This is a genomic window from Streptomyces sp. DSM 41931 (assembly GCF_050271085.1).
Lineage (GTDB): Bacteria > Actinomycetota > Actinomycetes > Streptomycetales > Streptomycetaceae > Streptomyces > Streptomyces albogriseolus.
On sequence record NZ_CP189902.1, the window covers coordinates 240516 to 254176 of the forward strand.

The following is a 13661-nucleotide window of genomic DNA, read 5'->3' on the forward strand; positions in this document are numbered from 1 at the left end:
TTTCCCATCCTGGAGGCACAGGTGGCTCCCCCCGCCGAAGTCCTCGCCGTCCGCGGACTGAGCAAGACGTTCCCCGGCGTCCGGGCCCTGGACGACGTGGACCTGACCCTGCACGCCGGTGAGGTCCACGCCCTGATCGGCGAGAACGGCGCCGGCAAGTCGACGCTCATCAAGCTCCTCACCGGGGTGTACCGGCCCGACGCCGGTGACATCGTTTTCCAGGGCCGGCCGGTCTCCTTCGCCACCCCGCTGGAGGCGCAGAAGGCCGGCTTCTCGACGATCTACCAAGAGGTCAACCTCATCCCGCTGCTCAGCGTGGCGCGCAATCTGTTCCTGGGCCGCGAGCCCCGGAACCGTTTCGGTCTGCTCGACTTCGCCCACATGCACCGCGAGGCCGAGGAGACGCTGCGCGGTTACGGCGTCCGCGTCGACGTACGGCGGCCGCTGCGCAGTCTCGGCGTGGGCGCGCAGCAGATGGTCGCGCTGGCCCGTGCCGTGGCGAGCGAGGCGCGGATCGTCATCATGGACGAGCCGACGTCGTCGCTCGAACCGCGGGAGGTCGAGACGCTGTTCTCGGTCATCCGCCGGCTGCGCGACGAGGGCATCGCCGTCGTCTACGTCAGCCACCGCCTGGACGAGCTGTACGCCGTGTGCGACACGGTGACCGTGCTGCGTGACGGCCGGCGCGTCCACCACGGCAGACTCGCCGACCTGGACCGGCTGTCCCTGGTGTCCACGATGCTGGGCCGGGAGCTGGGCGAGGTGCGGTCGGAGGGGCTGACGAAGTTCACCGGCGACCACCACGCCACCGACAGCCGGCCGGTGCTTCAGGCCACGGACCTGACGGTCCCCCACCAGCTGCACGGCGTGTCGGTCAGCATCCGGCCCGGCGAGGTGGTCGGGCTCGGCGGGCTGCTCGGCTCCGGGCGCACCGAGACGGCGAAGGCCATCTCCGGTGCGCTGCCGACGAGTTCGGGCCGAGTCGTGGTGGCGGGGACGCCCCTGCGCGGGGGGTCCACGCCGGCCGCCATCCGGGCGGGCGTGAGTCTGCTGCCGGAGGACCGCAAGAGCGAGGGCATCGTGCCCGGACTGTCGGTCCGGGAGAACATCTCGCTGGCCGTCCTCCCCCGGCTCTCCCGCTTCGGGCTGGTGTCCGAGGCGCGCGTCGACAGCATCGTGAACACGTTCATCGAGCGGCTGCGCATCAAGGCGTCCTCGCCCCAGCAGAAGGTCGGCGAACTGTCCGGCGGCAACCAGCAGAAGGTGCTGCTCGCCCGCTGGCTGGCGATGAACCCGAAGGTGCTGCTGCTGGACGAGCCCACCCGGGGCATCGACGTCGGCGCCAAGGCCGAGGTGCAGAAGCTCGTGGACGAACTGGCCGCGGACGGCCTGGGCGTCCTGCTCATCTCCTCCGACCTGGAGGAACTGATCGAAGGGTCCGACCGCGTGGTCGTACTGAAGGACGGTGCCGTCGTCGGCGAGCTGACCGGCGACGAGGTCACCGAGGACAAGCTGATGCGGACCATCGCCGGGGACGCCCCGGCACGGGACGCGGTCGAGGGGGCGGCCACCGATGGCTGAAGCCGCTCTGAAGACCGTCCCGCTGGACAAGGCGCGCGCCCTGCAGTGGCTCCAGACGTACGGCGTGTACGCCGGCGTGGCGCTGCTGCTGGTCGTCAACATCGTCATCACCCCGCACTTCCTGTCCGCGGAGAACTTCCGCACCCAGGCCGTGCAGGTGGCGCCCGTCATCATCGTCGCGCTGGGCATGGCCCTGGTCATCGGCACCGAGGGCGTCGACCTGTCGGTGGGCGCCGTGATGGCGCTCGCGGCCTCGGTGACCGCCCTCTACCTGGGCTACGGACTGGTGCCGGCGCTGCTCGTGGTGGCGCTGTTCGCCGCCGGCGTGGGCCTCGCCAACGGGGCGCTGGTGGCGCTGGTCGGGGTGCAGCCCATCGTGGCGACGCTGGCCCTCATGGTGGGCGGGCGGGGCCTGGCGCTGGTGCTGCTGCCGCAGCTCGAGGACCTGCGCAACCCGCAGCTCGCCTCGCTCGGTTCCGGCGACGTGCTGGGGATTCCGTACCTGATCCTGATCGCGGCCGTGCTGGCGCTGCTGGTGGCGTTCACGGTGCGCCGCACCACGTTCGGACGGCAGCTCCTCGCCATCGGCGACAGCCGTCCCGCGGCGCAGCTCGCCGGCCTGCCGGTGCGCCGCGTGCTGATCGTGGTGTACGTGGTGTCCGCGCTGCTCGCCGCCGTGGCGGGCGTGCTCGCCACGGCCCGGCTGCAGGCCAGCGACCCGACGTCGCTGGGCAACCTGATGGAGCTGTCCGCGATCACCGCCGTCGTGGTCGGCGGCACGCCGCTCACCGGCGGCCGGGTCAACATCGCCGGGACGGTGGCGGGCGCGGTCCTCATCCAGCTGCTCACCGCCACCCTCATCAAGCACGATCTGCCGCCGTCGTGGACGCAGATCGCGCAGGCCGTAGTGATCGTGGCCGCGGTCTACGCGGCGCGGGGACGGGGGAAGCGATGACCGTCACGAAGACACAGGCGCCGGTGAGCGCGGACGACGGCACGCAGGCGGCGGGCGCCGAGCCCGTGGGGCCGGCGCGGTCCGAGCGGCTGAGCGCCCTGGTGCAGCAGCACGGCGCGCTGGCGGTGCTGGTCATCGTCTCGCTGGTGGCGACGTTCAGCTTCGACTCGTTCGCGACCGGCGACAACGTCAGCAACATGGCGACGAGTTCGGCGTTCCTCGCGATCGTCGCGCTCGGCATGACGTTCGTGATCATCACCGGCGGCATCGACCTGTCGGTGGGCTCGCTGTTCGCGCTGGGCGGGGTGCTGGCGGCCTGGGGTTCCCGGCACGGGACGCTGGTGGCGCTGCTGCTGCCGCTGGTGGTGTGCGGGGCGGTCGGCGTGGTCAACGGGCTGCTGGTGGCCCGGTCACGGCTGGCGCCGTTCATCGTCACCCTGGCGGCCATGCTGGGCGCCCGGGGTCTGATGCTGGCGATCACCGACGAGGGCGCGAACACCTACCTCATCGGCAAGGGCTCGTTCCTCGCCGAGCTGGGACAGGGCACCACGCTCGGTCTCGGCAACCCGGTGTGGATCACGCTGGCGCTGTTCGTCGCCGGGGCGGTCGTGCTCCGCCGCACCCGGTTCGGCCAGCACGTGTACGCGGTCGGCGGGAACGAGGACGCGGCGGCGCTGATGGGCGCCCCGGTGGCCCGTACCAAGATCCTCGTCTACACGCTGTCCGGGGTGCTGGCCGGCCTCGCCGGGGCGCTGAACGCCGCATGGCTCGCATCCGGGGTGACCATCCTCGGCAACGGCATGGAGCTGGAGGCGATCTCCGCCGTGGTCATCGGCGGCACCCTGCTCACCGGCGGGCTCGGCTACGTCAGCGGGTCGCTGGTCGGGGTGCTGCTGCTGAAGGTGATCCAGAACGTCATCAACCAGATCGGCTCCCTGGACTCCTCCTACCAGCAGGTCGTCAGCGGCGCCTTCCTCGCCGTGGTGGTCGTCGCCCAGACGTGGCTGGGCCGCCGACGGCAACTCCTGTAGACCCCGGACGCGGCGGCGGGACGCCCTGGCTCCCGTCGCCGCGTCCGGTACGGCGGCCGGTCACGCTCCTCGCGCAGCCGGCCGCTTCTCGCACGCGCACGTCTCCCACCCCCACTTCCCGAGGAGTGACGATGCGTAGAGCACTCGCACCCGTCCCGCCCGCCGGCCACAGACGCCGGTGGACGGCGACCGTCCTGGCGGTGGCGGCCCTGCTGGCCGCCACCGCCCTCACCGTTCCCGGCGCCGCGACCGCGGCGCCGGCGGCGTGGGCGCCGAAACCCGCCCCGATGACCACCCCATGGACCGGCCAGGTCCCGGTCGACAACCCGCTGCCCGAGTATCCGCGCCCGCAGCTCACCCGCCCCGACTGGGCGAATCTGAACGGCATCTGGGACTTCGCCGTGACCTCGGCGGACGCCGGCCGGCCCGCCGCGTTCCCGGAGCAGATCCGGGTGCCGTTCGTCGCCGAGTCGGCGCTCTCCGGCATCCAGCGCCGCATCACCCCGAACGACAAGCTCTGGTACAAGCGCGCCTTCGTGGTGCCGTCCGGCTGGGACGGCCGGCGCGTCCAGCTCCACTTCGGCGCGAGCGACTGGCGCACCACCGTGTGGGTCAACGACCGGCAGGCCGGGACGACCCACGACGGCGGCTACGACGCCTTCTCGTACGACATCACCGATCTGCTGAACCGGGGCGGCGCCAACACGATCGTCGTCTCCGTGTGGGACCCCACCCAGACCGGCGGCCAGGCGGTCGGCAAGCAGCGGCTGAACGACGTCCAGCCCCATCCGGGCGGAGGCATCTTCTACACGGCCGCCTCCGGCATCTGGCAGACGGTGTGGCTGGAGCCCACGGCGGCGGCCCACATCACCCGCCTCGACATGGTGCCCGATCCGGTGAACAACCGGCTCAAGGTCACCGTGCGGGGAGCCGGGACGAGCGGCCACCAGACCCGCGTGACCGTCTCCACGGGCGGCGCCACCGTCGGCACGGCCACCGGTCCGGCCGACACGGAGTTCACCGTCCCGGTGCCGAACGCCCGCCGCTGGACGCCCGACGACCCGTTCCTCTACGACGTGCGCGCCGACCTGCTGTCCGGCTCCACGGCGGTCGACTCCGTGGGCAGCTACACCGGCATGCGCACGATCGGACTGGCCCGCGTGGACGGTGTGCCGCGGCCCGTGCTCAACGGGCAGTTCGTGTTCCAGACGGGCACCCTGGACCAGGGCTACTGGCCGGACGGCATCTACACCGCGCCGACCGACGCGGCCCTGCGGTTCGACCTGCAGAAGCACAAGGACCTCGGCTTCAACATGGTGCGCAAACACATCAAGGTGGAGCCGCAGCGCTGGTTCTACTGGGCGGACCGGCTCGGTCTGCTGGTGTGGCAGGACATGCCGTCCATGGAGCGCACGCCCGACGCGGCGGGGCGTGCCCAGTGGGAGACCGAGTACCGGCGCGTCATCGACCAGCACCGCAGCTCCCCGTCGCTGGTCATGTGGGTCGACCAGAACGAGGGCTGGGGCCAGTACGACCAGGCGCGGATCGCGAACGAGGTGAAGGCGTACGACCCGTCGCGGCTGGTGGACAACATGAGCGGGGTGAACTGCTGCGGTGCCGTCGACGGCGGCAACGGCGACGTCGTCGACCACCACGTGTACGTGGGCCCCGGCACCACCGTGCCCGACGCGAACCGGGCCGCGGTGCTCGGCGAGTACGGCGGGCTGGGCTTCAAGGTGGCCGGTCACGAGTGGTACCCGGGCGGCGGTTTCAGCTACGAGGATCAGCCGTCCCCCGCCCATCTGGACAACCGGCTCGTCGGGCTCCTGGACGGCATCCGCGAGGTGCGCCTCCCGCGGGGCCTGTCCGCCGCCGTCTACACGGAGATCACCGACGTGGAGAACGAGGCGAACGGGCTGCTCACCTACGACCGTCAGGTGGTCAAGGTCGACGAGGCGCGGGTCCGGGCGGCCAACCGGGCGCTGATCGACGCCTCCCGCTCGCCGTCCGCCCCGGTGACGCTGCCCACGGGCCAGTTCCGTTCCCTGCGCGTCACCACCCCCGGCTACACGGACCGCTATGTGCGGCACAAGGACGGCGCCGTGTTCACCGAGGTGGTGAACGGCGGCAGCGAGGCGCTGCTGAAGGCCGACGCCACCTGGCGGATCGTCCCCGGCCTGGCGGACGCCTCCTGTTCCTCGTTCGAGTCGCGCAACTACCCGGGCGAGTACCTGCGGCACCGCGACTCCCGGGTGTACAAGGAGGGCGGCAGCGGCGACCTGTTCCGCGCGGACGCCACCTTCTGTCCGGTGCGGGGCGCGAACGGCGGGGTGAGGCTGTCCGCGTACAACTTCCCCGGGCAGTATCTGCGCCACTACGGCGCAGAGTTGTGGCTGGCGGTGCCGGGCGGCACGCGCGCCTACGACTCCCCCGCCCTGTTCGCCGAGGACACCACCTGGGCGGTGGAGGCGCCCTGGACACCCTGAGCGGTGTGTGACGGCAAGGCGAGAGGGGGCGGACGCCGTGGCGTCCGCCCCCTCGTCGCGGAAGGTGTTACGGCTTCTCCGCCTCGTGGAGGGCGGTCACCTCCTCGGCGGTGAGCGCCTTGTCGTAGGCGTGCACCTCGTCGACGGAGCCGTTCCAGAAGTCGGTGTCGTCACCGTTCCACTTGGCGCGGCCCACCGCGAGGGGGCCGGAGCCGACGTAGTTGGGGCCGCCGGTGACGGTCGCCGCCTTCGTGCCGTCGACGTACAGGGTGATCTGGTTGGTGGCGCCGTCACGCACGCCCACCAGGTGGTACCAGCGCCCGAGTTCGGGCCGGGTCTCCAGGCGGGCCCGCCTGCCGTCGGGGGTGCTGAAGGCGAACGCGCCCTGCCCGTACTGGAGGTAGAACGGGCTGGCCTGGCGCCGGCCGTCCTGGCTGACGGCGGTGGCGTAGTTGCCGGGCAGCGCGTCGAGGGTGACCCAGGCGGAGACGGTGTAGCTGCCGGTGGTGTCGAGGACCGGACCGTCCGTCTGGGCGAACTGGGTCTGCCCGTCGAACTTCAGCGCGCTGCCGCTGACTCCGGTGGTCCAGGTGGCGCCCCCGGTGAGCGTCAGCGCCTTGCCGTTCGGACCCTCGTCCTCGGCCGTGGTGCCGGTGCCCTCGTCGAGGGACCAGTGGCCGCCGCCCTTGAGCTGCTCCCGCTGACCGGCGGAGGCGCCGGCGGCGATCACCTTGAGGTTGATCTCCCGCACCTGCTTCGGGTCGACCTTGATCTCCCTGCGGTCGTACGTGTAGAGGCCGTTGAGCTCGTTCTCCAGGTCGGTGATCTGCGTGTACACGGAGCCGGACAGCTCCGCGGCCGCCTGGTCGAGGTAGAACCTCTCGGTGTTCTCGACGTACTTGCGGGTCAGCGCCTCCTTGCTGTCCACGCCGCTGTAGATGACGGTGGGCGGGCCGGGCCACATGTGCCCCGGGGCGCGGAGGGTGAACCCGCCGTGCTCGCCGTCCATCGCCGCGCGGTGGTCGGGGAAGGGCGGGTCCTCGTTGTTGTAGTCGTGGTGGTCGATGATGTCGCCCGTGCCGGAGTCGCCCTTGCTGTTGCAGCAGTTGACCCCGCTGTGGGCGTTGACGACGCGGGACGGGTCGGCGGCCTTGACGGCGTCGGTGAGCCTGCCGGTCTCCTCCCGGTCCCACTCGCCCCAGCCCTCGTTGAAGACGATCCAGCCGATGACGGAGGGCGAGCTGTGGTGCTGGCGCATCATCTCCCGGCCCTGCTCGACGAAGGCCTGCCGGCCCTTCGCGCTGGTCAGGTTGCCGGAGACGAAGTCCTGCCAGACCAGCAGGCCCAGCCGGTCCGCGTGGTAGAACCAGCGCGGCGACTCCACCTTGATGTGCTTGCGGACCGCGTTGAAGCCGAGCCGCTTGTGCGCCTTCAGGTCGAATGCCAGGGCGTCGTCGCTGGGCGCGGTGTAGAGCCCGTCGGGCCAGAAGCCCTGGTCCAGGGTGGCGAGGGAGAACACGGGCTTGCCGTTGAGGACGAGCTTCTTGTAGCCGCCCACGTCCTCGATGCCGATCTTCCGCATGCCGAAGTAGCTGTCGACCGTGTCGGTGGACCGGCCGTCCTTCAGCGTGACGTCGAGGTCGTAGAGGTACGGGTCGTCCGGGCTCCACAGGTGCTGGCGGGCGACCGGCAGCCTCAGCTGCTCGTTGGCCGGACCGGTCACCTTGCCGACGACCCTGCCGCGGTGGTCGCGGGCCACGGCCTCGACGCGCGCCGTGGCGGACGCGCCGGCGGACTCGACGGTCACCGCCAGGGTCCTGGTGTCGATGTCCGGCGTCGTGACGACGTTGTCGATGGACGTCTCGGCGACGGGCTCCATCCAGACGGTCTGCCAGATGCCGGAGGACTGGGTGTACCAGATGCCGCCGGGGCTGGTGGACTGCTTGCCCACCGGCTGGTCGGGGCCGCCGGTGTCGGTGACCGCGACGACGATCTCCTGGGGGCCCTTGCTCTTCAGCGCGTCGGTGATGTCGGCGCTGAACGCGTTGTAGCCGCCGGTGTGTTCGGCGACCTTCCTGCCGTTGACCCAGACGCGGGCCTCGTAGTCGACGGCGCCGAAGTTCAGCTTGAGCCGGTTCTTGCCGCTCTTGCCGGTCTTCCAGCTCTTCGGCACCTCCACCAGCTTGCGGTAGAACATGTGGTCCTCGTGCCGCTCGATCCCGGAGAGCAGCGACTCCGCCGGGAACGGCACGATGATCTTCTCGTTCAGGTTCTTGCCGAAGACGGGCTGCTCCCCCGCCTTCGCACCGCTGAACTGCCAGGGCCCGTTGAGGTTCTTCCAGTGCGTGCGGACCTGCTGCGGGCGCGGGTACTCGGGCAGCGGGTTGTTCGTGTTCACCTTGTCGCCCCACGGGGTGGTGAGGCGGTGGGTGGACACGTTCTCGGCGTAGCGGGCGATGCGGGGCACGGCCTCGCCGCCGGCCGTGAGGCCGCCCTCGCCGTCGTAGACGACGCGGACCGTCTGGGCCTTCTGGATCGCCTCGGAGAGGGTGACCTGGAGGGAGTTCCGGTCGCCGGGGACCGCCTTCACCGAGGTGATCGGCATGGCGGTGGTGTCGGCCTCGACCTCGAGGTGCTCGGCCACCTGCGCGAGGTCGCTCACCGGGCCGTCGAAGCGGGCGCGCAGGGTGCGGCCGTCGCGGCCCACGGTCAGCTCGACCGGGTAGACCTCGAAGTCGGCGGGCGGGGTGAACGCCGTCATCGGCACGAGCTGCTTGGCGAGCGTCGGCGTGGACCAGCGCAGGTACATGTTCGACCCGCCGAAGTCCTGGAACATCTCCAGGCGGAAGTCGTACGTCCTGCCCGCGGTCAGCTTCACCGGGGCGCTGGTCTGCTCCCGGTCCCAGTCGGGCTCCCAGTGGTCGATGACCGGTTCGCCGTCGATGTAGAGGCGGAAGCCGTTGTCGCCGATGGCGTGGAAGGTGTAGTCGTCGGTCGCCGGGGCCTCGATCTGGCCGGTCCAGCGGGCGGTGGTGTGCTCCGTCCGGCCGGTCAGCTCCTCGAACGTGCTGGTGAGACCCGCGAAGTTGATCTGCGGCTCGAGCTGGGCGCCGCCGAGTTCGGCGAAGTCCCGGGCGCCCGGCGCGGACATGCGGAAGTACTCGCCCTTCAGCCCGTGCACCGTGACGTCGGCGTCCGCGGCCCGGGCGGCGGAGGCGCCGCCGGCCGCCGCCGGTGCGGCGGCCGTCGCGGCGGGCGCCAGGGCGCCCGTGGACAGGGCCAGCGCCGTCACGGTCAGCACGGCCCACCATCTGGATCTCGGGCGGGTGAGTTGTCTGGTCATCGAACCTTTCCTCGCGCTGGGTGCATGGGGCCACGGCGGAACGAGGGCGCGGCCGTCCACTCCGCCGACAGTTCTTCCAACGTTGGAAATCCGGTGTGCAGCGGAATGACAACACGCTGCGCGACGGCTGTCCAGGCTTTGCGCGGAGGTGACTGTGCGTCAACGGAGGTTCGGAGTACCGATGGTGGCCGCCCCCCGGCAAGGGCGGCCACAGTCCGGGTCAGTCGCCCGCGTCGGCGAACGGGCCGTCGGCCGCGAAGGCGTGGGCGGCGAACCGCTGCCCGATGAGCCGGTGAGCGGCCGCGTCCGGGTGGAGGCCGTCGGGCAGCGGGAGTTCGGCGTGGTCCGCCTCGCCGTACAGGACGCGCCCGTCGAGGTGGTGGAGGTTCGGGTCCTCCTTGGCGCGCGCCGCCACGACCCGTTCCAGTTCCTCGCGTACGACGTTCAGCGTCAGCTTGCCCTCGGCCCGCTCCTCCGGGTCGCCGGAGGCGGTGAACGCCAGCTTCCCCTCGGCGAGCCGGCGGAGGTCGAACGCCGTGGGGCCGGGCGTGTCCTCGTGCATGGGGCACAGGATCGGCGAGACGACCAGCAGCGGGGTGTCGGGGTGGCCGTCGCGGATGGTGTCGAGGAAGCCGTGCACGGCGGGGCCGAACGCGCGCAGCCGCATCAGGTCGGTGTTGACCAGGTTGATGCCGATCTTGAGGCTGATCAGGTCGGCCGGCGTGTCGCGCAGGGTGCGGGCGACGAACGGGTCCAGCAGGGCGCTGCCGCCGAAGCCGAGGTTCACCAGTTCCACCCCGCCCGCGGCCGCGGCGAGCGCCGGCCAGATGGTGGTCGGGCCCGCGGCGTCGGAGCCGTGGCTGATGGAGCTGCCGTGGTGCAGCCAGGTGCGGCGTCCGGAGGCGGGCGCGGGCTCCACCGGGGCATCGGTGCGCAGCGCGACGAGCGCGGTGAGCTCGTTGTACGGCAGCCAGATCTCCACGGTCTTGCCGGTTCCGGGCAGGCCGTCGAAGCGGACGGCGCCCGCCGGTCCGGAGCTCATCTCGGCCGTGCCGGTGGACATGTCGACGGTGACCGTGTTGCCGCCGGTCGCGGACGCCTGCCCGGCCGGCCGGCCGTCGACGAGCAGGTCGTACAGGCCCTCGGGGCGGGGCGGGGCGCCGACGTAGACGCGCTTGGTGGGGACGGTCTCCAGTTCGACCACGGTGGCGCGGGTGCGGAAGACCAGGCGGACGCCGGAGGGCTGGGACTCGGCCATGGCGAGCTGCCCGTCGGCGCACTGGGCGCGCGCCCACGCCGGCAGGCGGTGCGGCAGCAGTCCGTCGGGGGTCTCCTCCAGTTCGAGGGCGCCGCGTACGAGGTCGGGGGTGACGGGGGTGGTGTGGGTGACGTGGGGCGCGGAGGGCATGTCTCGGTCCGTCTTTCGGGGGTCGTGGGGGGGGGCGTGAGGGGGCGCCCGCGGGTCAGGGCGCGGGCGGCCAGGTGCGCAGGAGGGCGTCCAGCGCGTCGAGGACGCGGGACCAGGTCTCCTCCGTGTCGGGGGCGCTGTGGCTGAAGCCGCCGCCCATCTCGATGCTGACGTAGCCGTGGAAGACGCTGCCGAGCAGGCGGACGGCGTGGGTCTGGTCCGGTTCGTCGAGGTCGTAACCGCGCAGCAGCGCGCGGGTCATCCTCGCGTGCCGTACGCCGGCACTGGCCGCGGCGGTCTCCGGGTCGAGCCGGAACTGCGCGGCCGCGTACCGGCCCGGGTGCTCGCGCGCGTAGTCGCGGTAGACGTTCGCCAGGGCGACCAGGGCGTCCTTTCCGGCCCGTCCGGCCAGCGCGTCGGCGGCGCGGTCGGCGAGTTCCTCCAGGGCGAGGAGGGCGATGCGGGTCTTGAGGTCGTGCGAGTTCTTCACGTGCGAGTAGAGGCTCGCCACCTTGACGTCGAAACGCCGGGCGAGCTCCGAGACGGTCACCTGCTCGAAGCCCACCTCGTCGGCGAGTTCCGCGCCCGCTCTGGTCAGGCGTTCGGTGGTGAGTCCTACGCGCGGAGCCATGGCCGTCCTTCCGTTCAGCTACAGCGAGTGTGCCCGAGCCTAAAGGCTTTAGGCAAAAGACGGAGGGGTGAAGCTGCTCACACGGCGGATGCGGGCCGTCGAGGGCTGATCGCGCAGTCGCCCGGCGCCCGGTCGGGGCGCCTCGGCGATCGGCGTTTCGGCCAACACGCTCCGCGCTCCCGGGCCCTGCGCCCAAGGACGCGTACCCCGGCCGCCGTGTGCCGCACGGAAAGGACGTCGTCCGAACACGTGTGTTCGATACCGGCGCCCGTCTCGTTGAGTCTCGTGCCGTCGCCCTCCACCCCTCTGACCAGCAGGGAGAAGTGCCGTGACCCGACCGACCACCCGTGCCGTCCCATCCCCGCCTCCCGCCGAGATCACGTTCTCCGGCCACCAGTCCGTGAACCCGCTCGGCCAGGCCGGCTTCCGCGCCCTGTGCGCCCAGCTCCCCTCGGTGCTGCGGCGGATCTGCGTCATGGCGTGGCGGATCGACCGCCGGGCCGTGCTCCTGCTCCTCGTCTGCCAGCTGCTGACCGGGGTGTCGGCGGCCGCCCTGCTCACCGCGACGGCCCGGGCCATGGGCCCGCTGCTGGGTTCCGGCGCGGCCGGCGACCGGCTGCGCGACGCGCTGCCCGCGCTGGTCGTCGTCGCGGCGGCGAGCGCCGTCGCCCGCGCGTCGGCCGCGCTGGCCTCCTACGCCGAGCGGCGCATCACGCCGCGGCTGACCACGGAGACCGACTGCGCGCTGGTCGAGGCCGTGTGCCGGGTGGAGGCCGAGGCGTACGCCGTGGACGGTTTCGCCGACCGCCAGGAGGCCGCGGAGATGGGCGTCATGCGCACGCACGTGATGGTGATGGACGCCCAGCGCTTCATGGCGGCGCTCATCAGGATGGTCACCGCCTGCGGCGTCCTGTCGGTGCTCAACCCGCTGATGCTGCCTCTGCTCCTGCTGGCCGTCGCCCCGGCCGGCGCAGGCGCCGTCCTCACCGCGCGCGTCGACTACGAGATCCACTACGCGAACATCGCCGACCGCGCCGTGCGCGGCATGACGCGCTGGTGGGCGACCACGCCGAAGTACGCCGACGAGGTCCGCGCCAACGGCATGACGGACTACATCCTGTACTGGTACCGCGCCCTGTCCGAGCGGGTGGACGAGCGGTCGCTGTCGGCGGCCCCGCGGACCCTGCGGATCGCCCTGCTGTCGTCCCTCGCCGGAGGCGCGTTCCTGGTGCTGACCTGGGCCGCGCTCGCGTGGCTCACGGCCACCGGGCGCATCGCCCCGAGCGTCGCCGCCACGGCCGTGATCGCCGTGCAGACGACCCTGGCCGCGCTGTCCCAGGTCGTGATGAACGGCGCGGCGGTCTTCCACACCAGCCTGTACCTCAGCGACATGCAGGCGTTCCTCGACGACGCCGCGGCGCGCGCTCCCCGGCGGGGGCGGAAGGAGGTCGCGTCCCCGGTGCGGGAGATCCGCCTGGAAGAGGTCACCTACCGCTACCCGGGCAAGGAGCGGCCGGCCGTGGACGGCGTGTCGCTGACGCTGCGGCGCGGTGAGATCCTCGCCGTGGTCGGCGTGAACGGGTCCGGGAAGAGCACCCTGACCCGCCTGGTCACCGGCATCCACCTCGCGGACAAGGGCCGGGTCACCTGGGACGGCGTCGACCTCGCCGGCGCCGACCCGGCGTCGGTGTGGCGGTGCACCGGCCTGGTGCCGCAGATCTTCGCCCAGTGGCCGCTGCGGGTGCGGGAGAACGTGACGCTCGGGCAGCCGCGCGGCGCGGACGACGACGAGGTGTGGGAGGCGGTCGACGCCGTCGGGATGCGGGACGCCGTGGAGGGCCTGTCCGCCGGCCTCGACACACTGCTCGCCCGGGAGATCTTCGGCGGCGCCGAGCTGTCCGGCGGCCAGTGGCAGCGGCTGGCCTGCTCAAGGGCGCTGTACCGGCGGCCGCCGCTGCTGATCCTCGACGAGCCGACGTCGCAGATGGACCCGCGCGGGGAGCACGGCATCTTCGAGCGGATCAAGGCGATCGCGGGCGACCGCATCACGATCGTGGTCACCCACCGGCTGGAGAACACGAAGATCGCCGACCACATCGTCGTCCTGGAGCAGGGCCGCATCACCGAGCACGGCACGTACGACGACCTCGTGCACGCCGGAGGCACCTTCGCCGACCTGCTGAGGCTGTCTCAGGACCGGTGAGCGAGCCCGGTAGGGGCCCCATC

Annotated in this window: 8 protein-coding genes; 5 read left to right on the forward strand and 3 right to left on the reverse strand. The window is 72.0% G+C overall.

Translation table 11 applies throughout. The features are described from left to right. Positions 1–21 precede the first annotated feature (21 nt). From ACP7TJ_RS01220 to ACP7TJ_RS01235, 4 genes are all read left to right on the forward strand, one after another. A complete protein-coding gene (locus ACP7TJ_RS01220) occupies positions 22–1581 on the forward strand; it encodes a sugar ABC transporter ATP-binding protein (RefSeq protein ID WP_427761755.1) in 1560 nt (519 codons plus the stop codon). Further along, a complete protein-coding gene (locus ACP7TJ_RS01225; RefSeq protein WP_167744216.1) occupies positions 1574–2536 on the forward strand; it encodes an ABC transporter permease in 963 nt (320 codons plus the stop codon). The genes ACP7TJ_RS01220 and ACP7TJ_RS01225 overlap by 8 nt, the downstream gene beginning before the upstream one ends. After that, positions 2533–3567, forward strand: a complete 1035-nt coding sequence (locus tag ACP7TJ_RS01230; RefSeq protein ID WP_228920597.1) for an ABC transporter permease — start codon at positions 2533–2535, stop codon at positions 3565–3567. The genes ACP7TJ_RS01225 and ACP7TJ_RS01230 overlap by 4 nt, the downstream gene beginning before the upstream one ends. 131 nt (positions 3568–3698) lie before the next feature. Continuing rightward, the gene (locus ACP7TJ_RS01235) at positions 3699–6053 is read left to right on the forward strand and encodes an AbfB domain-containing protein (RefSeq protein ID WP_427761758.1); all 2355 of its coding nucleotides are present in this window, start codon (positions 3699–3701) and stop codon (positions 6051–6053) included. Between the two features lie 67 nt (positions 6054–6120). On the opposite strand, the gene ACP7TJ_RS01240 is transcribed toward ACP7TJ_RS01235, so the two are convergent. The 3 genes from ACP7TJ_RS01240 to ACP7TJ_RS01250 all read right to left on the reverse strand — a co-directional run bounded on the left by ACP7TJ_RS01240 (position 6121) and on the right by ACP7TJ_RS01250 (position 11435). Then, positions 6121–9396: a LamG-like jellyroll fold domain-containing protein gene (locus tag ACP7TJ_RS01240; RefSeq protein ID WP_427761759.1), complete on the reverse strand. Its 3276-nt coding sequence runs from the start codon at positions 9394–9396 to the stop codon at positions 6121–6123. A gap of 220 nt (positions 9397–9616) precedes the next feature. Beyond that, positions 9617–10804: a GDSL-type esterase/lipase family protein gene (locus tag ACP7TJ_RS01245; protein WP_367548521.1), complete on the reverse strand. Its 1188-nt coding sequence runs from the start codon at positions 10802–10804 to the stop codon at positions 9617–9619. A gap of 55 nt (positions 10805–10859) precedes the next feature. Beyond that, positions 10860–11435, reverse strand: a complete 576-nt coding sequence (locus ACP7TJ_RS01250) for a TetR/AcrR family transcriptional regulator (RefSeq protein WP_093769745.1) — start codon at positions 11433–11435, stop codon at positions 10860–10862. 328 nt (positions 11436–11763) lie between these two features. On the opposite strand from ACP7TJ_RS01250, the gene ACP7TJ_RS01255 reads away from it, so the two are divergent. Next, positions 11764–13638 (forward strand): ABC transporter ATP-binding protein, encoded by a 1875-nt coding sequence (locus tag ACP7TJ_RS01255; protein ID WP_427761762.1) that lies wholly within the window; start codon positions 11764–11766, stop codon positions 13636–13638. The last annotated feature ends 23 nt before the right edge of the window (positions 13639–13661 follow it).